Here is a 24665-nt window from a genome sequence, read left to right on the forward strand (position 1 = left end):
CGGTGCCGACGCCGGCGGTAGCGCGGTCACCGGCGATTTCCCAGGCGATCCTGGGGTGGGGCCGTCCGGGCCTCGTGTCGGTGGGCCGGGGCCGGGTGAGGCCACGGGCGAGTGGTCTGGTTGGCCGGAGACGCCGGGGCCGCGGCTGCGGTGGGATCGGGATCTGGTTTTGGGGATGGCGGCTCGACTGGCGGCTGGGGACCGTCGTCGGTCCGAGCCGGAGGATGCGGTTCTGGCGGATGCGGTGCGGGCGGCGTATGAGCGGTTCGACGAGCCGGCGGAGAGTTCGGCACAGCGCGGTCTCGAAACCCGGAAGTTCTTGGGTCGTCGTGATTTGGCCGATGCCGTCCAGGTGATCGCCGCGCATGCCTGGAAGGGGCGTGCGGAGGTGTGGTCGTTCTTGCCTCCGACGTTGCCGCGTGATCTGAACGCGTTTGTGCGAGCGATGGCGAACGTGGTCGCGCAGGACGTGAAATGGGCGATGGGGGATCCGGTCGCGGCCGCACACATGGGAGCCGGCGACGAGGGGCTGAAGCATGAGCTCGTGATTCGGCGGGCGGTCGGCCAGGTCTTGTCCGGTTTGAGCGAGGTGGCCCGGAAGTTCACGGATCTGGACGGTCTCCCCGCCGACGTCCGGCAGGAGCGCACGACGCAGTTGGCGGCGGCGCGGCAGGCGGTGCGGGAGGGCATCGATGCGGCGGAGCTGTTGGACAATGGCTTGACTTTGGAGCAGGTCGCGCTTGTAGTGGCGGATCAGGTGGATCCGTCGCGTGCGGAGGAGTCCGCGGGCGAAGCGGTGCAGCGGTGGGCGCAGGCGTTGTCTGTTGGCCCTCCGGAGTCCGGGCAGGCCGGGGATGTGCACGCCGTTGAGTCGGAGTCGCCGGGGGCTGTTCCCGCACCGGGCGATGCGTCCGATGCGCTGGATTTGCGAGACATGGATCCGGACAAGGCTCCGGATCGGGCGAGATTGCGGGATGACTGGCTGAACGACGAGGAGCATCCGCGGAGCCTGGACCCGGGGGATGCGGCCGCGCGGCGGCGGTGGGAAGCGGCACAGGACCTGCATTTCGCGGACGACAACGAGCGCACGCGGTGGCGCGACGGGCTGGAGTCGTGGGCGGCCAAGCTGGGGACGCGTGAGGCCTCGCAGGCAGTGGTGCCGCCGTCGAGCCAGCCGATTCGAGGATTGCCTACCCCGGCGGAGACGCTTGGCAGGCAGGCTTTCGACATGGACTTGCTTCGGCCGGAGGAGGGGTGGACGGCTGAGTTTGTGGTGCGGAAGGCGAACGAGTGGAAGGGGCGGTTCGAGGAGGGTGCGTGGTCGCGTGCGGTGGGGCTGGTGCGGGATGCGGCGCCGGGTTCGCTTGGCGGCCGTGAGTGGGCCGATAGCCCGGTGGGTGCGGATGTGGCGAGGATCGCCGCCATCGCGATGTCGTGGACCGGTCGACCTCTGTCGGATGCGGCGCGGTCCTATGCGGACGAATTGGTCCGGGAGATCGTCACCGATCTGCTGGGGTTGCCGAACCCGCCGGTAGTGACCCGGGATGCGTTCAGCCGGGAGGAGGCGCTGCGGTGGGTCGCTGTCAATGACGGGTTCGCGTCGCGGGTGGCGGGGTTGGCGCACCATGCGGGCGGGTTGCGGCACCACGAGGACTACTTCTACACCTGCGTGCTGGCCACGGCTGCGGCGTACAACTCGCGCAAGCGGGGGGAGTTGTACTCCTTCGGCCCGACGACGCAGCGGGAGTTCAAGGAAAAGGACGTCAGAGAGGCGTTCAAGATCCCTCGATTCGATCGCTACGACAACAAGGCCGGTCTGCTTCGGCGACTGGACCGGCTGCCTGACCGGTATTCCGGTCTGATTCTCATCGAGAACAGCGAAAAGCCCAACGAAAGCCATCTGATCGAAGTGCGGCGGACCCTGCGCGGGCGGCTGCACATCATGGACAGGCGGACGGGGCTTCCGGCTGAGTTGCCCGACGGCAAGAAGGGTCAGTACACCTTCAAGCTCGCCGAGATCGTCGAGAGCAGACTCACCGACGGGCTCGTCGAGCTGGACGGGCTCCAACCGGCACCCGTCGACCGGCCCGATCCCGGCTCGCTCGTGCGTGAGATCGGCGAGGGCATGCGGGACAAAGCCCGGCCCGGCTACCTGCAGACGGTGAAGGCAATGCTGAACAACGAGATCAGCTTGACCAGGATCGTCAGCTTGGGCATGGATTTCGACCAGGTGGCCGGGATGATCGAACGCCGCTATTACGTCCAGGCCGCGTCGCAGGTCAAACCGATCGACGAGATCGTGCGGGATGTCCTGCGTGACCTGAAGGTCATCAAGCACCGGTCGCCGAGCCTGCCGGAGCCGGTGGACGTGCCGATCAACGACGAGGCGCGCGACCCGGCTGCGGCAGCGGGGACAAGGCCGTGGCTGTATGGGATCGAGCTGTTCGAGAAGATGCACGCGGATGTGCGGCGCGGTGAGACGCAGCATGTGCTTGCCGACGGGACGGTGGGCGTGCGGACCTACCGGGTCGTCGCTGCGGGAGCTGCCGAGCAAGCCGCGAACAGGGTGGGCGAGCAGGTTCGTTCGGGATTCGCTTACGCGCGTGCCGTTTACCTTGCCGGATGGCCGAACCCGGAGGAGCTGCCGGCGGAGACGGACATCGACGTCGTCACCGACGTGGCGGAGCATGAGGTGCTGCCGTCGCCTGGCGCCGAACGGGTGAGGATCTCGGTCCACGAGGACAGTCCGGCGCTGCGCTCGGTTGCTCGAATGGTGTTCGCCGAGTTCAGTTTGATGCGATTGCAGGTGTTGAACCTGCACCCGAATCTGGTGGCGAGGGACGCCCTGCAGCGGCACGGTGGGGACATCCGGGACGGTTCCGCTGTCCGTGCCACGGTCAAGGAGATGGCGCACGACCTTCAAGCGAGTAAGGCGGACGTGGTGGCGGCCTATGCGCCAGAGATCGTCACGTTCGAGGAAGAAGGTGATGCCGAGCTCACCGGCGAGAACGCCGAGACGGCGTACAACGTCGGCAAGGCCTGGTTCGACAGGGCCTTCGTGGACCACCGAGAGCGTGACGGGTCAGACGAAGCTTGGAGCGCGAGGTCGGGTGACGGGCCGGTCACGGGCGGCGAGAGGCGGAATCCGCCACGGATCTTCCTGAATACCTATGACAACGCGCGCCGGGGCGGTCGCAGCGGCGGAGAGATCAAGGCGGAACGGGTCGTCGCGTTGATGCGTGAGGCGGTGAGCGACGCGCGCCGGATGGCCCTCGAAGCCGGGTTGCCGCCGGCCGATGTTCCGCACCCCTGGGATGTCCCGGTGACTGTGATTTCGACGAACCCGGCGCTGTTGCCAGGCGAGTCGTTGGGTCGTCAGCGCAGGCAGGTGCAGATCGTGCTGGGCGAATCGACGCCACTCCCCGAGACCGGACAGATCAGTACATGGCTGAACGACCAGCCGGAGGAGTTGCTGTCCCCGGATGAGCCGAGGACAGCAAGCGAGCGGGCGTTTCCTCGGCTGCCAGATGATCCGGTAGTGAACGAGAAACATAAGCTGTTGGTGGTGCTGCGCACGGATCAACCCGGGGAGGTCCAACCCGATGAGGTTCGCGAGGGCATCCGTGACGCGCTGGAGTTCCAGAGGTTCTTCCACGGGCGTGATGCTTCGCCGTTCACCGACTTCGAGCCGATGAAGAGTAGAGGCATCGAGGGGCTGGCCCAGAGCATCGAACGAGTTCGTGGCGCGGGCCCTGGCGCGTTGTCGTTCCTGGTCGGTTATCGCGAGCCGTTCCGGGGTCACGTCTGGGTCCTGGTCAACCTGGGTCGGGACGACGAAGGCGACCTGGTGTACATCGTCGATCCTTCGAGCGGGGACAAGTTCCGGGTGCGGAACCTGGAACGGGTTCCCCAGAAGCAAATCGTGGACGTCGTGGAAAACGGGGCCATGGTTCAACGCGAGGAGTGGGGGTATGCGTTCCGTTCGGTGACGGTGACCGACCTGGTCGCGGAACCGGAGAAGGAGAACAGGGGCGGGGCCGGCGGGAAGGATGCCGACGGTCACGATCGCCCCGCGCGCTGGGTCCTCAAAGAGCGGCGATGGGAGATCAAGGAATCCCGTCAGTACAGCTTCGACTCCAGGATGCGGATCGAGAAGATCTCCGAGACGAAGACGGTGACGTCGCAGAACCCGCACGGGACGGGCAACCCGGTCACCCGCGAGAAATGGCCGGAGAACTCACTTCCTGGCCTCGATTCGATCTACGAGGTTGCTCTCGACGCGCGGGAGAACCCGGTCGACGTCTCAAGGCCGCCGATGTACGCCGGGCAATTCACCCACACACCCGACGTCGCGCCGTCCAGGTTCGGCTTCGAGACAGTCATGGCCGAGGGCGGAGTCGAAGCGCTCAGGGCGTTTGAGAGCCACACGGGGAAGTCGGCGGATCTGCTCACCCGGCACACGCTGGAGCAGTTCGGGACCGGCGGAGACGGGGTGCGGCAGGTGCTCCAGCGGATGATGGTGGCCAAGGACAGGGATCCGCGGAACCGCGACGCTTTCACCGTGATGTTGGTGCGTGGGCTCGAGGAGCCCAGTCCGGAGGCCGAGGCGGAGATGGTCCGTCGCAACAAGCTGCCTGGGCTGGCACTGGCACGCGCATACGTCGTGCGCTTCGACGGCGACGAGCTGACGATCGTGGACCCCCGGACCGGGGTCGTGGTTTCGCCGGCGGACTTCGGCTACGCCGGCGTGATCGAGGCGGTCGGTATCTCGGTGTCCACGCTTGTGGCGGACCCGGTCGACGCCGACGGCGAGTACGTCAGCCCACCGGAGAAGCCCGGTGACGCCGGGAATTCCGGTCCGCGAGTGGGCGGCGGGCCGGGCGACGAGCCGGTGACGGAGGGCGATGCTAATCGGCCGTTCGGTGCCGGACCGTCGGGCTCGGGCGGGAGATCCGGGTTGCCGACCGACGTGACAGGCCCCAACCGCCGGGGTGGTGTGAGGGCGGGGAGTTCGCGGGAGGCCGGCGAGAGTTCTGCACAGCAGGACTCGCGGGCGGAGAAGCGGAAGCAGCAAGAGAAGACAAAATACGCGAAGCAGTACCAGAAGAGAATGGCTGCCACCAATCAGTATAAGAAGTTGGAGGCGAAGGAGGAGTTGACTCCGGGGGATGCGGAGGAGCTGGTGGAGCTCTGGCCGACGGTGGGGCAGTGGGAGCAGAACAGGAAGACCCAGAACGCGAATTACTACAAGAGGAGAAAGGCTGCCACCGATCGGTTTGCGGAGTTGGAGGCGAAGGAGAAGCTGACTCCGAAGGAGGGGGAGGAGAATCTGACTCCGTTGGAGGCGAAGGAACTGGCGGACCTCCGGCCGATGGTGGCGCATTGGAAGCAGCAAGGTGAGGCAAAGGAGGCGAATCGGCGCCAGAAGGGAAAGACTGCCACCGATCGGCGTGCGGACTTGGAGGCGAGGGAGCGGCAGGGGCAGCTGACTCCGGGGCAGCAGGACGAGCTCAGATTGCGGCGGGAAATAGCAATGGGGGAAACGGAAGTAAATACGTCGAAAACCCGAAGGCGGAGACGGAAAAACGCTGCTGAGGAGATCAAGAATGAGAAGGAGGCGAGGGACAGGCTGGCGAAAAAGAAGCAGGAGCTGAAGTTGATGCTGGCCCGGGGGGAGGCTGGGTCGGGGCAGATTGCGGGTGTGGGGGCAAGTGGGCAGCAGGACGTTGATCTCGGTGCGTCGGTTGATGCGGTGATGGGGGATTCAGGTGGGGATGGGCGGGCTGCGGCATCGTTGTCCGATGTGGGCGAGGGGCAGCAGGCGGAGTTCGAGGCGTTGCAGGGGTCGGAGGCGGTTTTCCCGGAGGAGTTGGGGGAGACGCAGGGGGAGTTGGACGAGCAGGGGGAGCAGGCGGAGGGTGCGACCCGCGATGAGGAGCAGGATCTGCGGGTTGTGCAGCTGTGGGAGTCGCTGGAGCAGGTTGAGTCTTACCTGGCTGACTTGGAGGCGTTGCCGAGTATGGCCGAGGTTCTGCGGGCGGAGTCGGCGACGTTGCCGTCGCACAATCCGGGTTTGCGGAGGTACTGGGAGGAGACGAAGCAGCGTATCGCGGAGTTGCGGGCGGAGTGGCGGGCGGAGATCGAGCTTGCCAATGCGGTGGCGAAACCCATCGATGTTGCGGTGGCCAACATGGTTGTGCGGCACACGCACGATGTCATCAAGTTGGCTCGCAACGATGCTCGCGTGCCCCTGGCGGATGTGGTGGCACTCGTCGCTGCTCAGCACCCCGGCCAAAGCCCCGAAAACCAAGCCCGGGCCATCGAGTTCTCCCGGACGCTGGCGGAAAAGCTTGACACGCAAGGCAACAGCCTGCGCATCCACGCCGGAGCAGGGAGCTCCAAGCCGGAGCCGGAGTCCGTCGCGGCCGGTCAGCTGCTGAGCGAGCTGAACGAGGCGACGCTGTCGGACCCGGCTTCCGCCGGTGTGCTGCCCGAACCGGACCTGTTCGGGCTGCTCACGCCCGCCGACCCGCCGGAGTTCCTTCGCGGTCACGACTACTCGGAGATCACCGCGGGTCAGGGCTTGGACCTGCTGCAGCGTCTCGACCTGAAGCGCCCGGCACCGAACTGGTCCGACATCGCGCCGCACAACCTGCGGGATCTCGACGACTTTGTCCTGACACGGGAACTGCCCGAGCACGAACGCGGTTGGGCGGAGAACGAAACGCCGCTACCCGCCGAGCTGCAACTGCTGCGCGCCCGCGCCTCCGTCTGGTTGGGCGGTCCGCTGGACGCCAGCAGCCCGGCGAAGGTCGAACTCCGCGAGAACATCGCGGAGTCCGAGAAGCAATTGCGGGGCTGGGCACCGATGGTGGTGTTCACCGACGTACCGCGGGCGCAGTTCGAGGAGGCCGCGAAGCTCCCGGTCGACCACGAACCGGACTCGCTGGCCGGTGTTCGCGAGATGCTGGCGTGGGCCGAGGACAACAATGTCGCGCTGGTCAACGTCCACGAGGTCTTCCACAGTTCGTGGCCGATGCCGCACCAGGAGGCGTTCCTGGCCGAGCTGGCGAAGCAGACCAAGCCCGGCTACACCGCGTCAAGCGACTACCTGCGGGTGGCGCTCGGGCAACGCTTCGGCCTCCCGTACAGCGACGGCGAGTACGAGACCACTTGGCAACTGCTCGACGGGATGCGGCAGGCGCTGGACTCCCGCGAGGCGTACGGGACGCACAAGTACGGCGGTAGGGTCAACAACGATCTCCTCGTGCTGCCGAAGGGACACCCGTTCGCGGACAAGTTCTTCGATCGGATGCGTGACAATTACGGCAAGACGCAGGCTGAGATCCACAGGGTGCCGGACTTCCTCCGCGCCGCGAGCTTCGTCACCAACCCGCAGCTGAGGTCGCACCGCTACTCGGTCACCTCCCGCACCGGCCCGATCAACATCGCAAAACTCGCCTACGAACTCGGGCACGGAGGCGAAGACCGAGGAGCCATGACCGGACCGGCGATGAACACGGGCGGCCAGTGGGTCGCCCGCCCCCGCCCGCAGCCGTCGATCTCGCTGCAGGATCGCGTGGCGACCGTCGAACTGACCAAGAAGGTCGTGCAAACCCTGGTCCGGGAGTTGCACAACCGCGACGGTGACCTGCACCTGACCCTGGTGGGCGACGCCGTGCACCGGCACGAGGCCCCGGACGTGATCTGGACCGCCGCACTGGGGTACCTCGCGCAGCGGCCGGAACTCGCCGGGCTGGTGCGGACCGTCACCGACCGCGAACTGGTCAGCATCACCGGCGACCAGCATGAGGAGCGCCGCGTCGAACTGCCGGAGCAGGCCCGGAAGTACCTGCGGTTCCTGCCGGGCAAGGAGACGCACCGGATGGCCGAGTATTCGCGGCCGGCCAAGATGACGCAGGATCCGCCCGGGCCGGACACCGCATCGGACGGCGCAGCGGGCCAGGACCACGAAGGCGACTCCGACCACCACAATCCGTAAGAGCCTGTTGGTGAATGGTCTGGGTGGGTGGTCGCTTAGCGGAACCTGAGAGGTTCCCTGGAGGAGTGGGTGCCCCTCCTGATGTATGTCCAATACGCGGCGGAGGGGCCGTCCTCGCCAGGAAACCTCTCAGAACCCGCCGATGGTCGTCTTGACAAGGTGGATGCAAGCGGCTGCGCCGCTTCCACAGGCGCGGACGGCATTCGCCGACAGGCTCTAAGACCGCAGTCGGTGCCGGAACCGCAGCACCAGGACGTGAACTGGTACCTGACCGTCGGGTACTAGGCGTTGATCACTTCGTCGCTCGCGTGGCCCTCGTGCTGCTCGACGAGCCGCTGCCACAGTCGATCGCGCTCATCGCCGGTGAACAGGGTCCGCTGGATCCCGAACACGTCACCTGCCGCCGTCCACCATGCTTCGGGGGTTTCGAGTACTTCTTCGGCACCGTGGCGGTTCAAGGTCAAAGCCTTGAGAGTGTCGACGCCTGTCGCGTCGCGGCGCATCAGCATGCAGAGGCGGACAAAACCCGACTCCGGCGCTGTCGACAGCCACACCCACTTTTCCGCGAAGTCGGCCATCTTCGCGACGCCGGGCGCAACGTCGAAACCGACAAAGGCTCCCGCCGGGTCGTGGTCGAACCGCCAGCCGCCCGGTGCCACCTCGGACGGCCGGATCCGGTAGGTGTAACGGCCCTGGTCATACGAACCTTCGCGCAGCCGTAGCGGCAAATGGAAGCCGTCTCCCAACCCGGCGTCCACCAGCCACGCCGCTTCGGGGGCTTCCGGCAGGCCGGTGACGGTCAGCGCTAGGTGATTCCGGCTGATTTTCGGCGGATCCTCCGTGCTGTGCTGCACTCCGCCAAGATGGCGGGTGACCTGGTAACCGAGCTCGCGCAGCAGCGCGGAGAAGGCGCCATTGAGGTGGTAGCAGCCGCCACCGCGGCCCTGCAGTATTCGCGCTGTTGAGGCCGACGGATCCAGCGAGGGCGGCTGCCCGAACTGGAGATCCAGCATCTCATACGGCACCCGTTCGACGTGTGCCGCCTGCAACCTCTGCAACGCCGCCAGGCTCGGCGGTTCACGTTCGAGACCGAGTCGTGCCAAGTAGCCGAGTACGTCCACGGCGGGAGTATAAGATCCTCCGGGCGCGAACGGGAACCTTCTGTTGCGCGAACGGGAACCTTCTGTTGGTCGCCCCCCTGCGGGGCGCGAGAGTGACGGGGACGCAGCAAGACCAGGCCTGGTAGTGATCGAGCCCGGCCTTCCAACCCGTAGGACGGGTAGTCCTCGTCGTTGGGGGTGCGGCCGGGCGGTGTGTCGGGGGACGTTCGCTCCGCCCGGCCGCGCGGCTCGATGCCGCCGCGAGTCGGGGAGGTCGCGGCATCGAGCCGGGTTTTTAGAGCGCGCGAAGGCGCTGGATGATCCGGTCTTTGAGCTCGTGGTCGATTCGGGCCCAGACGGGCGGCTCGGTGAATCGCCAGGCGTGGTTGTCGGTGGTCGGGGTGTCGTCGGGTTCGGGGTCGACTGGGGTGCCGTCGGGCCACCGCATGGGAGAGGTCACCGGGGCCAGCCCTTCATTTCTTTGAGCAGCGCGTTGCAGTCTGGGCATGTCCGGGCGTGAATCCAGTCCATTTCGGACGGATTGGCCAAGGCGAAGGTGTTGCCGCAGAACGCTTCGTCGGCTGTGCCGGCGTCCAGGCGGCTACCGGCGAAAGCGTGCCGCACGAGGCCGTAGGTGCTGGACTCGTCTGGCACTGGCAACCAGAAGTAGCGCTGCTCTGTCTGGGGCTGGGACATGAGAACTCCAGTGTTCGGAGGTTGTAGGGGTGGCGGGCGGCGCGCGGAGCCCGAGGGGGGCGCGGTGTCGGGGGCACCGCTCGGTCTCGACGCAGCGCCGCCCGCCTCATATGCCCGGTCCGTCCCGTCGGGAGGGGGCACGGACGGCCCGGGCAGGTCTCAGGAGTGCTGAAGGTCGCTGGTACAGGCGAGCTTCCGCCTGGCATCCGCTGCCTCAGCAAGGACCTTCTGCATCACATGGCCTCAATCTCATCTCGCGTATGTTCATGCGATGAAGGTATCGTGATAATCACTATTTGCCTACCCGCCCGATCGGGTAGCACCGAGCGATACCCTTCGTGATGGAAAGGAGGGGTGCTCGCTCGGACAATGCCCGCACGACGCAGGAGAGCACCCAATGCCGATGGCCAAGATGCGTACCGCCAGGAAGCTCTTGCTGGGGCGCGAAATCGCCCACATGATCGAGACCGCCGACATCTCGCAAGCCGACGCGGCGAAGATCATCGAGTCCAGTCAGAGCCGTATCGCTGGCTTGATCAGCGGCATGGGGACGATCTCCGTTGGCGATCTGGATCTGCTGGCGACGCGCCTCGGATTCACCGATGACGGCCACCGGGAGACGTTGCGCGAGCTGCGCCGGGACAACCACAAGCGTGGCTTCTGGTCAACCGGTCACAACCGTGCGTACGCAGAGGATCTGCGACTCCTGATCGACCTGGAGAAGCACGCGGACCAGATCCGGCAGTCTGAGGTCGAGGTCGTGCCCGGTCTGCTTCAGACCGAAGCCTACGCACGCGCCATGCATGCGGACCAACCAGAGATCGATGGCGTCACCGTCGAAGACCGCGTGGCGGCGCGAGTCGCGCGCCAGGACATTCTCGACAAGTCCGAGCCACCCACGATCCAGGTCGTCATGAGTGAGTCGTGCTTGCGCCGCATGTGGGCCCCAGCAGACGTGATGCAGCAGCAGATCGAGTATCTGATCAAGTTGTCGAACCGGCCGAACGTGATGATTCAGGTGATGCCGTTCCAAGCTCCGCCTGGCCGCCGGTCTCCGCTCGGCACCCGCTTCATCCTGCTTCGCGTCCCTTCGCCAGGGGCGGCCGGACCACTCGAACTCGCATACGCGGAAGGTCAAAGCGAGATCCGCTACCTGGACGACAAGAAGGCGCTTGCCGCACATGAGACAGCCTGGGCGCGCATCACGAACGCGGCCCTGCGGTTCGATGAGAGCCGGAAGTTCATGAAGGCGGTGTCACGCGACTACGCTGAGCAGGCGAAAAACACCACCAGCTAGGGAGTTCCACATGAGCACGGTCCCACGACCGCAATTTGCCGAGCGGGATTTCCGCAAGGCAACACGTAGCGAGCCCGACAAGAGTTGTGTGCGCGTGGCCCGCCGGGACGGTTGGGTCGAGGTGCGTGACGACAAGACGGTGTTCGGCGCGCCGGATGACCATCGGCTGGTGTTCACCGCGGAGGAGTTCGATGCCTTCTTAGCCGGTGCTCGGGAAGGCCGGACCGAGGGGCTGTGCCTGGAGATCACCCGCCGCGACGCGGACGGCATGCACGTGTTCCGCCGGCGCGGCTGGGCAGCCGTCGAGCTGGTGTTCACCGAAGCCGAACTGCTGGCGTTCCAGGACGGCATCGCCAACCACGAATTCGACGCAATCGCCTACGCCGCATAGGTTTTCCGCTGTCGCCGTCGTGTAAAGCCGTGCGTGTTTTGGGGCGCTATGGCACCCCAAAGCACTCACGGCCCCTGACCTGCCGGAGCGTCGCTCCAGGCTGAGTGAACGGCACTTTCACGCCCCGCCCGGGATCGGTTGAACCGGATGCCGCTCGGCATACGTGTGCTGGCCAACAGGTCCGTGCACCGACAAGGCAGTTGGAGGAACCCCCGTGACCGAGCCCGGCAGCTGGAGCGAGTTCGAGCGGATGGAGCAGCGGAAAGCCCAGGATGAGCAGCTGATCCGGGAGTGGGAACGCGCCAACGGCAGCGAGCATGTGCGGCACGTGCGCAACTTCGTCGAGCACGTGCGCCGGGACATTGGCGTCAACGGCGTCATCGGTCAGGTTGACATCAAACCGGTCGATGGAGGGATCGAGGTCGTCGCTGGGTATCGCATGGAGTCGGACCCGGTCGATGGTCTGCCAACTTTGCGCCCGTCGGTGTCGAGTCCGGATTCGTCCCGGCCAGACTGCGCTGGCGCGGGCGCCTGCGGGGTGGGTGAAGTGAGCACACCCCTGATGAAGAGTGTCGAACCGCTGTCTGACCTCGTGTTCCCGGGCGGGCCGGTGACGCAACCGGACTGGGATGGTCCAGGCGGTGCGGGCGCGGTCGCCGATGTCGCCGATGTCGAAGGTCAGCAGGCCAGTGCGACTGGGTGGAGCGGGCCCCAAACCTGATCAGTCGCACGTCCCGCAGGAGGTGGCCCCGTACCAGGCGTGCACGGCGGTGAGGTGCGTGTAGCCGGCGTAGCTGTCGTGCACCAGCACCCCGGTGAACTCCGCGAGGACGCCGCCAGCATCGAGGGAGAGCGGGAAACCGTACGGCAACGAGACGATCCGCGTTACCCCTGATGGTGAGGTGAGCATTAAACTTCCCGCGCCGTTGGCCGCCTACGCCAACGCCCGGCACGGCCGCTACGTTCTCGCCTGCCGGTGCGGTTCGCGCACCGCGGGCAGGAGTGGGCCGACCGCATCGAAGCCGACCGTGCGGTGGCCTACCGGATTCACTACGACGCTCGGCGCCGTCACGACGCTGCGGCCGTGGCGATTGGACGACGGGTCCAGGGATACCCGGTCCGGCGACGGACGGCACCGCCCCGTACCCACCAGAGTGATGGGTGCGGGCATCGGACCGTCCAGGCCCGACCAGGTGCCCCGGGGTGTGACGAACCCCGACCCCATGATCCTGGACCACGCACCCGATGCGTCGGCGCCGGACGCGGAGCGAACGCGGGGAACCAGCGTGCCCAACACCGTTCGGGGCACGCGACTGAGCCCGAACAACTCATGCTCAGTCTCTAGCAACGGTTTCCTGGCTAACGGGCACTCAGACGCATCCGCAGCGATCGTGGGGCGAGGACGGCGCTGGGAGCGGCCCGCACGGCACGTGTGGTGTGCCGGAGCTCCCAGCGGGCCGCGACCGAAGCAAGCGTGAGCACCGCCTGGTTCAGCCCGAAGGTGTCGCCGATGCACCTGCGGGCCCCCGCAGCGAAGGGCAGGTAGGCGGTCCGGGGCGGCCTCGCGACGTGGCCGGGCAGCCATCGGTCGGGATCGAAGCGGTCGGGGTCCGGGTACAACCGCGGACTACGGTGAATGAGGTAGGGACTGTAGATCACGATAGTGCCCGCTGGTAGCGGCTGGCCGGCTAGTTCCGCGTCGGCGGTGACGATTCTGGTGAATATCCACCCCGGCGGGTAGAGGCGCAGGGTTTCGGTGATGACGCGGTTCGTCAGCTCGAGAGCGGGGAGGTCCTCGGCTTCCGCGACTCGCCTGCCGAGTACCGCGTCGGTCTCGGCGTGCACTTGTTCTAGCACATCGGGGTGGGCGGCCAGGAGGTGCAGTGCCCAGCTTAGTGTGGTGGCACTGGTCTCGGTCGCGCCCAACAGCAGGGTGACGACCTGGTCCCGGATCTCGGACTCCGCCAGCGCCCTGCCGTTGTCGTCGCGGGCGGCGAGCAGCGCCGACAGGACGTCGGCGTGGTCAACGCCGCTCCGCCGGTACTCCGTGACGCAGGCGTCGACGGCCGCGGCGACGCGTGCCCTGGAGCGTCGGAAGCGCAGGTTTAGCGGGGTGGGCAGATTCTTGAACGGAGGCGGCACGACCAGGTTGCGGAACACGCCACGCACGATGTCGTCGAGCGACTCCTCCAGCGCGACAGCCGCCGGTCTGGCGACGTCGGCGACAAACAGGGTTCTGGACACGATGCGGCTCGTAAGTGCCTGCATCTGGGCGCGCACGTCAATGACGTCGCCCTGCTGCCATGAGTCGATCATCACGCTGATCTGCTCGGGCATCATCCGTGCGTAGTTGGTCAGGCGATCGCGGTGGAACGCGGGCTGCAGCAGGCGACGCTGCCGTCGGTGGTCCTGATGTGAACAGGAGACCAGGCCGTTGCCCATCACCTCACGGGCCTTGTCGAAGGTCGGGCCACCCTTATCGAAAATTCGGTCGTTCACGAGCAGGTGGTGCACCAGGTCCGGGTCGGTCACGACGAACGCCTTCCACAGACCGAGCCTGATCCGCACCAGATCGCCGGCAGCGGGCAGAGACGTCAGAAAGCCGAGCGGATTGCGCGCCATCGCGAGTGCGTGGCCCAGCAGGGGCAGGGCGCCGGGGGCGGTCGGCGCGGTCACTGAGCTAGTCATTGGCTGGCTCCAGAACCAGGTGATCGTCGGGAGCGGTGGCGGGGGTCCAGACAGCAGCTCGCTGGGTAGCCATCATGACATCCTGGCAGATATGTCCACGACGCCAATCGTGCAGTGGAGCTGTTGCCGAGCGGCAAATGGTTGCCCGTTTGCCCTTTTCTTTTTGCCCTTCTGGGACGACGACCTGTCGATTAGACCCAAACTCGTCCGCATCCGGCTCCCCGGCGATTCGCTGACGCCCGAAGAAGCCGACCTACGCCAGCGCATCCAGAACCAAGTACTCCAGACCCTCGGGTACGCGGTCCCGTTTATAGATCACCGGGATGCGGCGCTCACGCCGAGCAAGTGAAGCGACACACCTCTGCCTTTCCAGACATCCGCGCTTGGGTCTGTCGGGAAATTCATCGGTGGATGTGGCGAGGCGGGAGTGGGTCGGTGGCTACGGTCGACTCATCAGGTGTTGCCAAGGGTGTTCGTCGTCGGCAACCGGTGGTTGGTGAAGCGACTCCCGAAGGACACTTGTGCCGTTGCACGAGTAGCGGCCGAGCATGTTGATGCCTTGTTGATCTTGTGACGTGTTGGGGTGAGACTGTGGTCGACTTGTCGGCGGTCCCCGTGCAGAAGACGGTTCCGGGAAGGCTTGCGGGGTGGCGTCTGCCCCAGGAGTCGATGCCTGCCGATGCGGCCTATCGGGCGGTGCGGGATGAACTGCGCCCGGATGTACCGCCGCAGTTGAATCTGGCAACGTTCATCACCACCGGGATGGAACCGGAAGCCGAACGGCTGATGGCCGAATTCCTCTACAGCAACACCGTCGACGGCGTGCAGCCATTGCGCACGACTGACTTGGCGCAGCGGTGCGTCGCAGCGCTCGCCGAACTGTGGCACGCTCCCGATCCGGATAGCGCGGTCGGCACGTCCACCGGCGGCTCCAGCGAGGCGTGCATGCTCGCCGGGCTGGCGATGTTGATGCGCTGGCGCTCCCGCGCCAGAGGATCAGGCGAGCGGCCGAACCTGGTCATGAGCGCCGCCGTACACGTCTGCTGGTCCAAGTTCTGCGCCTACTGGGACGTCGAGGCGCGGCAAATCCCGGTGGCAGAAGGCGGGTTCGGCATCGACCCGCACACCGCAGCCGAATTGTGTGACACGAATACCATCGGCGTGGTCACCGTGCTGGGCACCACCTTCGACGGCTCCTACGAGCCGGTACAGCAGGTGTGCGCCGCGCTGGACCAACGGCGTGCCCGCGACGGTGTCGACGTGCCAGTGCACGTCGACGCGGCCTCGGGCGGGCTGGTGGCGCCGTTCCTCGATCCCGCACTGGTGTGGGATTTCCGGCTTTCCCGAGTGGACTCGATCAACACCTCTGGGCACAAGTACGGCCTGGTCGCTCCGGGCCTGGGTTGGCTGGTATGGCGCGACCCGAGCGTGGTGCCCGTCGAGCTCGGATTCTCGATCGACTACACCGGGGGGCGCCTATCCACCCAGACCCTCACTTTCACCCAACCCGCCGCTCCGATCGTCGCCCAGTACTACCAGTTCCTCCGCTTGGGCGCCGAAGGCTACCGAGCTATCATGCAACGCTGTCGCGACCTCGCCCGCGCATTGGCCGCCCACCTCAACCAATTCCACGACCTGCGGGTGATCTCCTCCGGCGACGACCTGCCCGTGGTCGCCTTCACCACCGGCGACCACGCCAGTTTCACCGTGACCGAACTCGCCGACCGCCTCCGCCAACGCGGCTGGCTGGTGCCCGCCTACACATTGCCCCCCAACCAGACCAACGTCACCGTCGCGCGGCTGGTCTGCCGCAATGATCTCTCCGACATCCTCGCCCGCCGACTCGCCGACGACATAACCAACGCCGTCACCGCGCTCCGCGCCTACCACGGTGCATCGCGCCCTCGGCAACGCTGCGATGTGCTGCCGCGAGGTTCGGAGGCCGCCCCAATGCTCGACGAGGGAGGGGACTGAGGCGCGACCGCGGCTTCGCCACGGCGGTCGGCAAGATCGCCGACCGCAGTGGCGAGCTCCGGCGGCTGGCCTCCCTGTAGTCCAGGAAGGGCAAATGTCCGTGTATGAAAGGGCAACGTTATGGGATACCTGGTTGGGCAAATTATAGGGTCCGGACGTTCCCTAAAACTAAAAGCCTGTCGGCGAATGCCGTCCGCACCTTTGGAAGCGGCGCAGCCGCTTGCATCCGCCTTGCCAGGGCGACCATCGGCGGATTCTGAGAGGTGGACGGCCCCTCCGCCGCGTATTTGGGCATACGTAAGGACAACAGGGCTCTAATTGCGCACGACTGACTTGGCGCAGCGGTGCGTCGCAGCGCTCGCCGAACTGTGGCACGCTCCCGACTCGGATAGCGCGGTCGGCACGTCCACCGGCGGCTCCAGCGAGGCGTGCATGCTCGCCGGGCTGGCGATGTTGATGCGCTGGCGCTCCCGCACCAGAGGATCGTGGCGCTGATCGACAACAGCGTGCTGGGCATGGTGCGGCAGTGGCAGACATTGTTCTGGGACAAGCACCACAGCGCCTCGGAGTACCGGCAGGGCACCCCGGACTACGCCGGGCTGGCGCGGTCGCTGGGGTGCGTCGCGTTCCGGTGCGACGACCCGGCCGGCGTCGAGGATGCGATCCTGCGGGCGAACGCGGTCACCGACCGACCCGTGCTGGTGGATTTCGTCGTCAGCGGCGACGAGCTGGTGTGGCCGATGGTGCCGTCGGGCACGAGCAACGACGACATCCTCGTCGCCAGGGACACCCGACCGGAATTCGACGTGGACTGACCGCAGTGGACGGGGTCCGCGCCACGCGGTGAGGACCCCGTCCGCTGTGGCCAACCCGGCTCGTGAACCCGCGGCCGGTCGGGACACGTGTCCCAAGCAGTCGCACCCGACCGGCTGAAAGCAGGCCAGTGCGACTGGGTGGAGCGGGCCCCAGTCCTGATCTCTGCACCGCAACCGCGCCGGCGTCAGAAGTGCACCAGCACCCGGCCGTCGTTGTTCGGATCGACCTCTACGGAACGGTAAAGGCGCTTGAGATGCGCCGCACCTAGCATCTTCACGACCCGGTTCTGCAGCGTTGCCTTCCCTTTTCCGACGATGATCTCGGCCATCGGGATCCGCTCGCGTGCGGCCCGGAAGATCACGGTGCGCACCGCCTGATCGATGTCGCGGTCGCTACGGAAGATCGGGTGCAGATCGACCGTGATCTTGTCGGCCATGAGGAACTCCTCCTGAGTACGTGACGGACGGTAGGACAGTGCGCTACCACCACGCTACGAGCACGTTTCGACGGCGGTCGGGGGTTCATTCGGGCAAAGCCAGCAGCGGGCTCGCGGTGCGATGAACCCTGGCGCTTTGTGTGGCCGTGTCCATGACGGTGAAGGGAGGCACGGTGGACGCGCCGATCGAGGTCGAGCGGATTCGGCACGCTCTCGTGGTCAGCCGCTCGAAGACTGACGACGAAGCTGTCGCTCTCGCTGAGGCACTACCGCAGGAACGCGGCCGCACTACGGTGGTGGTCGGCGCGTCGGCGCTGGCCGCGGTGGCCCAGCTCGATCCGTGGGTGGTGGCGGACATCGCCGGGGCGACCACACGCAACCTGCGAATCCTCGCGCCGAGCCTGTCGTCGGTGGCGGAGGACGGCTCGCCATTGCCGGGACGGACATTGTCGGAGTGGCTCGGCGTCGAGGTCGTCGTGCCGGCCGGCGTCCCGCGCACCCTGGCGGACGGGAGCCTGTTCGTGCCCGGCTCCGGCCCTGGGTGGGTCGCCTTCCGTTCGGGGCGGCCGGGTGTCCCGCTCGGACCACGGCTGCCGAGCCCGGAATGGCAACGCCCGCTGGCCATGCCGTTGCCGGAAGGCGCCACGCAGATTCCGCTCGGGCTGTGGGTTCGCGGTCCGGGGAGCCCGGAGCGGCCCGACGACCAGCTGTCCACGCGACCGCCGGACCCCGACCGGATGTACGTCGTCATCGGCGCTCCCGGCGAGCAAGCTCCGTCACCAGCGGCTGTGGCCGCGGTGTTGCGCGCGCTGCCAGACGAGGTGCGTGAGCGTGCGGTGCTGGCGGAGTACGGCGGCTGGGGTGTGGCCAGTGCCGTGGCTGATGAACTTGGCGTGCCGGTGCGCGCGGCGCACGGTGTTCCGCTTGAAGGGCGCCCGGTGCTTCTCGACGAATCGGGCCGTCCGTTGTGGCGCCCGTTCGCGGTGGAAAGTGTGTATCTGCCAGGGCGTGGGCCGGTGCTGGACCGTTGGGTCGCGCCAGGCCCGGCGATGCCGTTGGCCGCCCCTGGTTCGTATCGGCTGGCCGATGGGTGGCGGGTCGACGTCGTGGCGCGCGGGCTGCTGGTGCGTCAGGAGTCGCAGGCCCCGCGCCCGGAGTGGCTGGCCGAGCCAGGGCCGCACGCCGACCTGGTGCTGGCCGCTGACTCCGCGGTGCCCGCAGAGGTGCTGTCGGCGCTGGACGGCCTGATCCACGGCCTGCCGGAGGATGCCCGGGAGCACCTGCGGGTCGTTCCCGCATCCCAGCACGCCGCCGAGGCGGTCAACCGGCTCGGTGTGGCACCGGGCGCGGAGCCCGCGCAGGTACCCCAGGCGCCCGCTGTGGCTGCGCCCCCCGTACGCGAGGCGCCGCGCGACAAGCGGGTGGCGGGAATCGTGGTGACGACGGACGGGCGGATGCTGCCGGCCGAGCCGATCGTCGCCAGTTCGGTCAGGGACTTCCGGCCCCCGGCAGCACCCGGTGTGATCGGCGCTCCGGGGCCTGCGGAGCCCAGCAAGCCCGCCACGCCGGTCGCGCCCGCCACGGTGTCGGCGACCACGCCGCCGCAGCAGCTTCCGGTGACCCCGGAAGCGGCACGCCCGCCGCAGCAGCTTCCGGCCACCCCGGGAGTGGCACGCCCGCCGCTGGCCGAAGCAACCAACTCGTCCCGCCAGGAGCCTGCGGTACTCCCGAAGACCTCGGCCGGTACACCCCCGCCGGTCGAGTCTGGCCCGCCAGCAGCGGGCCAGATCCCCGAAGGTGGGCCGGTTCTTCTCCCACCAGGACCGGCCCACCGTGGGGTTAGGGCTCCGTCGGAGCCGCCGAGTGACAGGCCGATGACCACGGTGGACCTGCCACAGCGGACCGAGACCGCGGCCGAGCCGCGGCGCCCGCAACCGCCCGCTGACCCGCCTGCGTCGCTCCCGCCGCTGGTCGCCAAGGCCGGACGGGCGCCACGGGACACACCGCCCGCCGACCCGCCAGCCGCACATGCCGCGACGGTCGCCGCGCCAGCTGAACCCGAAGCCGCGGCCTCGCCGACACCAGCTCAGCAGCCGGTCAAGGAGCCGGCTCAGGAGCCCGCCCAGGCATCAACCCAGGAGCCGGTCGAGGAGCAGGCGCAGAGCCAGCCACGGCGAGAACCGGTCGAGGTGCCCGCGGACGCACGCAGCACCCCCGAGCAACGGAAGAACGTCCGCACCAGCCTCGGCTCGAAGTACGACGTGGCCACCCGCGCGGTCACCAAGCTGCTGTCCGAACGACCGGGACTGCGGGCCGGCCGGGGCGAGGAGGCCGCGATGCTGGCGGAGCTGGCCGTGGTGCAGGTGTTCGGTGAGGAGCCGGGCGGCGATTACGACACCGATTTCCACGTGTGCCTCGCCAGCGGCCTGCGTCGCCTCCCCACGGTGCGTGCTGTGGTCGTGCGGGGCATCCCCGACGACACGTTGCTGGTGCCGGGCGCGGTGGTGCGGTTGCGCGAGCCGGTGGTGGCGGCTCCGGTGGCGCAGCCGCAGTCGGTGGGCGGGACGGAGGCGCTGATCTGGGTCTCCACCGCCCGTCGTCTCGACGGCCTGGTACGCAGCGTCGGTGCGGACGAGGTCGACATCTCCGGCGATGTGGTGCTGCCAGGTCAAACCCGGCTCAAGGTGCTGGGCGTGGAGGGCGGCTCGGTCCGCCGGATCTTGTTCGCCGAGGACGGTAGCGACGGCGAGGAAATCCTTGCCCGGCTTCGTGCCGCGGCCAAGGAACGCGCCGACGCCGAGCTGGACGAGCCGGTGTCCGACCGGTGGTACGGCCCGTTGCACGCCGCATAGCCGGAAGGATGATCCTCCGTATGGACGACCTGGCCGACGAGTACGAATCGCCGTGGCTCACCGTCGATCTGGATCCGCACGAACGCCTCCTTGAGCTGGCAGGCCGCGCCCCGGACGGCTGGCTGGCCGTTGCCCGCGAGGTGCTGGCCTGCGGCGACCGGCAACGGCTCAACGAGCTGGTCGGCGCGCTGCTGCCGCAGCTCGAAGGGCGTCCCGTGGTGCAGTACCGGTTCACGCCGGATGCCGATGGGGCCTGGGACGGGCCGGACCGCGCCGTCGTGGCGTCGGTGCGGGCCGCGCACGGCACGGCGGCATGCTGGGCGACGATGCGCGACGGCGTCGACCGCGTCTACCTGGTGCAGGCCGACGACGGTGCGAATCTGCCGGCCGTCACCATGGCCGTTCAACGGGTCGCCGGCCACCAAAGCGATCCGCGCGTCGAGGTGTTCGCGGCGGGCACCGACCTGCCCGTCTACCACAAGACCGCGCTGCGCTCTGCCGTCCTGCTCTGGACTCGTGAGCCGCTGGCGGAGGTGAAGGTCGCGCGGACGTTCGACGGCGCGTCCGGCGACGAGGGACCGTGGTTCGATTCCGCGCACGAGCTCGTGGTCGACTCCACTGAGCGGCAACGGCTGCTGGACTTCCTCAGCAGCGGCGAGATCGTGCTGGAGACCGATCTGCGGATGACCGACCTGGTCTCCGGGTCGGCCGGTGCGGTGCCCGCCGGCCTGCGCTCCGACGGCGTGTGGGTGTGGTCGGACGCATCCCGCTACTACCTCGACCGACATCTGCTGGCGCCGGACGCCGCGCTTGCCGCGCATGCGTTGGCCAGCGGGCGAGCAAGCCGCATGACCCCACTGGACCGCTACCGCGTGTGTTCGATGCTGAACCCGGAAAACGAGGAGGGCTCGCTATGGCGAGCAGAATGACGGGCACGCGGTCGATGCTGGGGGTTTCGCCCAGTGAGCCGGAGTGCTATCGCACCATCACCGACGCGATCGCCGCGGCGAAGGACGGCGACGTCATCTCGGTGCGGCCCGGCACCTACGCGGAATCGATCGTGCTGGATCGCGACATCACCATCTCCGGTGCGGGAGCACCCGGCCAGGTGCGGGTGGAGGCATCCGGCGATCCGGTGCTGCGGCTCGATGTCGAGCACGCGGCGGTTTCCGGCATCGAGTTGGCGCACCGCGACGGGGAAATCGCGGTGGATCTGCGGGTCGGCGTCCTTGAGCTCGACGAGTGTGTGCTGGCCGCTGAATCCGAGGTCGCCGTCGCGGCGCGGAGCCGCACGGAGCTGAAGGCCCGTGAATGCGAGCTGCGCAACCCGGGCGGCGCGGGCCTGCTGGTGTACGACAACGCCCGCGCCGAGCTGAACGCATGCACGCTCGCGTCCATCTCGAGTACGGCCGTGGTGTCTCGTACCGGCGGCACGGCGACGTTGGTGGACTGTGTGGTGACCGACGCGAACAGCGCGCTGCTGGTGGCCGACAACGGCCGGAGCACGCTGCAACGCTGCCGGATCGACAAGATCGCCGACAACGCGATCGTCGTCGAACAGCACAGCCAGCTGAAGATGAACGACTCGGACATCTCCGACGTGCGGGGCGTGGTGCTGCTCGCGGCGGCCGAATCGATGCCCGTGCTGCGCGACTGCCGGATCAGCGACGTCGACGCGCAGGCCGTGGTGGCGATGCAGAACGCCACGGTCGAGCTGGAGCGGGTGGGAATCGCCAAGGCCGGCGGGCATTCGGTGCAGGTGTTGGACGGATCGACGGCCCACCTGTCGGCCTGCACCTTCACCGACGCCGGGCACGACGCGGTGACGGCAAGCGCCGACGGCGTCGTGAAGCTCACCGGCTGCGACATCACCGGTGGTGCGGCCGGCGGGGTCGTCGCGGACGGCCAGGCCGAAGCCACGGTGTCGGATTGCCAGGTGACGCGGACGACGGGCCCGGCGTTGTCCGCACGCGGCGAGGCCACGCTTGCCGTGGACGGTGGTTTACTCCGCGAGTGCGGCTCCGGCGCGGAATGGCACGGGCAGTCCGGCGGCGGGATGATTTCCTGCACCGTCCGCGACAACGTTCGTGACGGTGTCGCGGTGTTCAGCGACGAGCCGGTGGAGATCCGGCGGTGCCGCATCGACGGCAACGGTGACCAGGACACCCGGTTCGAAGGATCCAGCGTCATCTTCGACGACAGCGGCGAGCCGGGTGAGTCGCGCGAGCCGCGCCTGTCGGTGGTCCAGGAGGAGTCCGGTAGGGCCGTTGAATCAGACAAGCCGCAGGACACCGGAGAACCCCGCCACGCCGACGAACTCGACAAGCTGCTGGCCGAACTGGACGACCTGGTCGGTCTGGACGGCGTGAAGCGCGAGGTGGAGACGCTGGTCCGGTTGCACCAGATGGCCGAGCGTCGCGCCGCGGCCGGTCTGCCGTCGCCGCCGATGTCGCAGCACTTGGTGTTCACCGGCTCCCCTGGTACCGGCAAGACGACGGTCGCGCGGTTCTACGGTCGCATCCTGGCCGCCCTTGGTGTGATCCGGAAGGGGCAGCTGGTCGAATGCGCCCGGCCCGACCTGGTGGCTGCCGTGGTCGGCGGCACGGCGCTCAAGACCGCGGAGGTCTTCGAGAAGGCCCTCGGCGGTGTGCTGTTCATCGACGAGGCCTACACGCTGTCCCAGGGCGGTGGCGGCGGTGGCCCGGACTTCGGCCGGGAGGCGATCGACACGCTGGTCAAGCTGATGGAAGACCACCGTGACGACGTGGTGGTGATCGTCGCCGGGTACACCAACGACATGCGGCAGTTCCTGGCCGCGAACCCGGGCTTGTCCTCCCGGTTCTCCCGCACCATCGACTTCGCCGACTACTCCTCGTCCGAACTGGTCACCATCGTCGAAGGGATGTGCCAGAACCACCACTACCAGCTGGAGTTCGAGACCCGTTCCGCGCTGCACGGGTATTTCACGGCGTTGCCGCGCGACAGCTCCTTCGGCAACGGCCGCACCGCGCGCAAGGTGTTCGAGGAGATGGTCGGACGGCAGGCCTACCGGCTCGGCAACGACCGGTCGGTGACCGCCGCCCAGCTGACCCGGCTGCTGCCGGAGGATCTTGGGCCGCTGCCCGGAGCTGCCGTGGGTGCCGGCGCGGGCAAGATCGACGAGGAACGGGTCGAGCAGCTGCTCGGCACCCTGCGCAGCCTGGTCGGGCTGGCCGAGGTGAAGGCCGAGGTCGCGGCGATGGTCGACCTGCTGGCGTCCGCGCGGCAGCGGGAGGCGGCCGGGCTGCCGTCGCCGCCGGTGAGCAGGCACCTGGTCTTCGCCGGACCTCCGGGCACGGGTAAGACGACCGTTGCCCGGCTGTACGGATCGCTGCTGTCCGCGATGGGCGTGCTGGCGCAGGGGCAGGTCATCGAGGTCGCCCGGGCAGACATGGTCGGCGAGTACGTCGGCCACACCGCGCGCCGGACCACCGAGGCGTTCGACCGTGCCCGCGGCGGCGTGCTGTTCATCGACGAGGCGTACACGCTCTCTTCCGGTGGCAGTCGCGGCAGTGGGCCGGACTTCGGCCGGGAGGCGATCGACACGCTGGTCAAGCTGATGGAGGACCACCGTGACGAGGTGGTGGTGATCGCCGCCGGATACGAGCAGGAGATGGGCGGGTTCATCGCCGCCAACCCCGGTCTGTCCTCGCGGTTCTCGCACCGGGTGCGCTTCGCCGACTACACCGCCGACGAGTTGGTCACCATCTTCAACCAGCACGCCGCCGAGTCCGGTTACGAATGCACTGGGCCGTCCGTCGCGGCGTTGCGGGCGCATTTCGCGGCGGTGCAGCGGGGGAGTTCTTTCGGTAATGGCCGTTATGCTCGCCAGGTTCTGGATGTGGCGATTGCGCGGCATGCTCGTCGGACACGGGGTTTGGTGAATCCGACGTTGGATGATTTGTGTGTGCTGCATCCCCAGGATATTCCGGGGCCGGTTCCGGTTGGTGAGCAGTCGGTGTAGTTGGCGCGAGTGCTGGGTTAGGGGATAGGTGAGCTAGAGGGGCAGTTATGGCGATCATGTTCAGTGAGTTTGAGCGCCAGCTGTGCTATTGGCTTACGGGGGATGAGCCGCCGCCTGTTAATGAGGATAAGGTGCGGGAGTTGGCGGCGGTGTGGCGGTCGCATGCGGGGCGTTTGCGGCGGTTGCGGGTGGATGCGCGGGCGGCGGTGGAGGGGATTCGGTCGTCGGGTTTTGCGGGGGCGTCGGAGCGGGCGTTTGCGGCGCGGATGGCGCCGTTTGTGGATGGGCCGTCGAATTATTTGGATGCGGCGGCTGATCATTTTGATGCGATGGCTGATGCGTTGGATCAGATCGCGATGGAGGTGGAGTTTCTTAAGCTGGTGGTGTTGATTCAGTTGGCGTTGCTGGCG

The 24665-nt window shown here is 67.7% G+C and carries 17 protein-coding genes and 1 pseudogene (1 of these 18 only partly in view); 12 read left to right on the forward strand and 6 right to left on the reverse strand.

The window, feature by feature from the left end:
• Positions 1 to 8002, forward strand: partial view of a hypothetical protein gene (locus tag BLW84_RS37065; RefSeq protein ID WP_143061230.1) — the 3' end only. It extends 44243 nt beyond the left edge of the window; the window shows 8002 of its 52245 coding nt (coding positions 44244-52245); the start codon falls outside the window, past its left edge; it ends in the stop codon at positions 8000 to 8002.
• Positions 8003 to 8283: 281 nt separating this feature from the next.
• On the opposite strand, the gene BLW84_RS37070 is transcribed toward BLW84_RS37065, so the two are convergent.
• From BLW84_RS37070 to BLW84_RS37075, 3 genes are all read right to left on the reverse strand, one after another.
• Positions 8284 to 9123, reverse strand: a complete 840-nt coding sequence (locus BLW84_RS37070; protein WP_093275507.1) for an arylamine N-acetyltransferase family protein — start codon at positions 9121 to 9123, stop codon at positions 8284 to 8286.
• 274 nt (positions 9124 to 9397) lie between these two features.
• Positions 9398 to 9562 carry a hypothetical protein gene (locus BLW84_RS47995; protein ID WP_218157621.1) on the reverse strand — a complete coding sequence of 55 codons (165 nt, stop codon included), beginning with the start codon at positions 9560 to 9562 and terminating at the stop codon, positions 9398 to 9400.
• Positions 9559 to 9798, reverse strand: a complete 240-nt coding sequence (locus BLW84_RS37075; protein WP_093275509.1) for a hypothetical protein — start codon at positions 9796 to 9798, stop codon at positions 9559 to 9561. Before BLW84_RS37075 ends, BLW84_RS47995 begins: the two co-directional genes overlap by 4 nt.
• Before the next feature lie 397 nt (positions 9799 to 10195).
• On the opposite strand from BLW84_RS37075, the gene BLW84_RS37080 reads away from it, so the two are divergent.
• From BLW84_RS37080 to BLW84_RS37090, 3 genes are all read left to right on the forward strand, one after another.
• On the forward strand, positions 10196 to 11095 hold the full coding sequence (locus tag BLW84_RS37080; RefSeq protein WP_093275512.1) for a helix-turn-helix domain-containing protein: 900 nt from the start codon (positions 10196 to 10198) through the stop codon (positions 11093 to 11095).
• Positions 11096 to 11105: 10 nt separating this feature from the next.
• Positions 11106 to 11486: a DUF397 domain-containing protein gene (locus BLW84_RS37085; RefSeq protein ID WP_093275514.1), complete on the forward strand. Its 381-nt coding sequence runs from the start codon at positions 11106 to 11108 to the stop codon at positions 11484 to 11486.
• 214 nt (positions 11487 to 11700) lie between these two features.
• The gene (locus BLW84_RS37090; RefSeq protein ID WP_093275515.1) at positions 11701 to 12207 is read left to right on the forward strand and encodes a hypothetical protein; all 507 of its coding nucleotides are present in this window, start codon (positions 11701 to 11703) and stop codon (positions 12205 to 12207) included.
• On the opposite strand, the gene BLW84_RS48000 is transcribed toward BLW84_RS37090, so the two are convergent.
• Positions 12208 to 12357: a hypothetical protein gene (locus BLW84_RS48000; RefSeq protein ID WP_177226894.1), complete on the reverse strand. Its 150-nt coding sequence runs from the start codon at positions 12355 to 12357 to the stop codon at positions 12208 to 12210. It abuts the gene before it with no gap.
• Positions 12358 to 12845: 488 nt separating this feature from the next.
• Entirely contained in the window at positions 12846 to 14162 is a 1317-nt protein-coding gene (locus BLW84_RS37100; RefSeq protein WP_245761653.1) for a cytochrome P450, read from the reverse strand.
• Positions 14163 to 14265: 103 nt separating this feature from the next.
• Here BLW84_RS37100 and BLW84_RS48005 point away from each other — a divergent pair, with 103 nt between their 5' ends.
• The 4 genes and pseudogenes from BLW84_RS48005 to BLW84_RS37120 all read left to right on the forward strand — a co-directional run bounded on the left by BLW84_RS48005 (position 14266) and on the right by BLW84_RS37120 (position 16963).
• The gene (locus BLW84_RS48005; RefSeq protein ID WP_177226895.1) at positions 14266 to 14523 is read left to right on the forward strand and encodes a hypothetical protein; all 258 of its coding nucleotides are present in this window, start codon (positions 14266 to 14268) and stop codon (positions 14521 to 14523) included.
• Between the two features lie 242 nt (positions 14524 to 14765).
• Positions 14766 to 16148, forward strand: coding sequence for a glutamate decarboxylase (gene gad / locus BLW84_RS37110; protein WP_245761654.1), 1383 nt, complete (start codon positions 14766 to 14768; stop codon positions 16146 to 16148).
• Between the two features lie 321 nt (positions 16149 to 16469).
• A pseudogene (locus BLW84_RS37115) lies at positions 16470 to 16613 on the forward strand (pyridoxal-dependent decarboxylase); the annotation flags it as partial.
• A gap of 20 nt (positions 16614 to 16633) precedes the next feature.
• Positions 16634 to 16963: a thiamine pyrophosphate-dependent enzyme gene (locus BLW84_RS37120; protein ID WP_093275528.1), complete on the forward strand. Its 330-nt coding sequence runs from the start codon at positions 16634 to 16636 to the stop codon at positions 16961 to 16963.
• Between the two features lie 185 nt (positions 16964 to 17148).
• Here BLW84_RS37120 and BLW84_RS37125 read toward each other — a convergent pair whose 3' ends face one another.
• Positions 17149 to 17400 (reverse strand): Smr/MutS family protein, encoded by a 252-nt coding sequence (locus tag BLW84_RS37125; RefSeq protein WP_093275530.1) that lies wholly within the window; start codon positions 17398 to 17400, stop codon positions 17149 to 17151.
• Between the two features lie 173 nt (positions 17401 to 17573).
• Between BLW84_RS37125 and BLW84_RS37130 the strand changes: the two genes are divergently transcribed.
• The 4 genes from BLW84_RS37130 to BLW84_RS37145 all read left to right on the forward strand — a co-directional run.
• Positions 17574 to 20252, forward strand: a complete 2679-nt coding sequence (locus tag BLW84_RS37130) for a hypothetical protein (protein ID WP_143061231.1) — start codon at positions 17574 to 17576, stop codon at positions 20250 to 20252.
• A gap of 20 nt (positions 20253 to 20272) precedes the next feature.
• Positions 20273 to 21181, forward strand: a complete 909-nt coding sequence (locus BLW84_RS37135; protein ID WP_093275535.1) for a hypothetical protein — start codon at positions 20273 to 20275, stop codon at positions 21179 to 21181.
• Positions 21166 to 24255: an AAA family ATPase gene (locus BLW84_RS37140; protein WP_093275537.1), complete on the forward strand. Its 3090-nt coding sequence runs from the start codon at positions 21166 to 21168 to the stop codon at positions 24253 to 24255. Before BLW84_RS37135 ends, BLW84_RS37140 begins: the two co-directional genes overlap by 16 nt.
• A gap of 47 nt (positions 24256 to 24302) precedes the next feature.
• A partial coding sequence (locus BLW84_RS37145) for a WXG100 family type VII secretion target (protein WP_143061232.1) occupies positions 24303 to 24665 on the forward strand: 363 nt, incomplete at its 3' end.

Source organism: Saccharopolyspora shandongensis (genome assembly GCF_900106995.1).
GTDB lineage: Bacteria > Actinomycetota > Actinomycetes > Mycobacteriales > Pseudonocardiaceae > Saccharopolyspora > Saccharopolyspora shandongensis.

Coding starts and splice junctions, on each gene's coding strand:
- BLW84_RS37075 (WP_093275509.1), bottom strand. CDS start 9,798: ATGTCCCAGCCCCAGACAGAGCAGCGCTACTTCTGGTTGCCAGTGCCA.
- BLW84_RS37080 (WP_093275512.1), top strand. CDS start 10,196: ATGCCGATGGCCAAGATGCGTACCGCCAGGAAGCTCTTGCTGGGGCGC.
- BLW84_RS37085 (WP_093275514.1), top strand. CDS start 11,106: ATGAGCACGGTCCCACGACCGCAATTTGCCGAGCGGGATTTCCGCAAG.
- BLW84_RS48005 (WP_177226895.1), top strand. CDS start 14,266: ATGTCCACGACGCCAATCGTGCAGTGGAGCTGTTGCCGAGCGGCAAAT.
- BLW84_RS37125 (WP_093275530.1), bottom strand. CDS start 17,400: ATGGCCGACAAGATCACGGTCGATCTGCACCCGATCTTCCGTAGCGAC.
- BLW84_RS37135 (WP_093275535.1), top strand. CDS start 20,273: ATGGACGACCTGGCCGACGAGTACGAATCGCCGTGGCTCACCGTCGAT.
- BLW84_RS37140 (WP_093275537.1), top strand. CDS start 21,166: ATGGCGAGCAGAATGACGGGCACGCGGTCGATGCTGGGGGTTTCGCCC.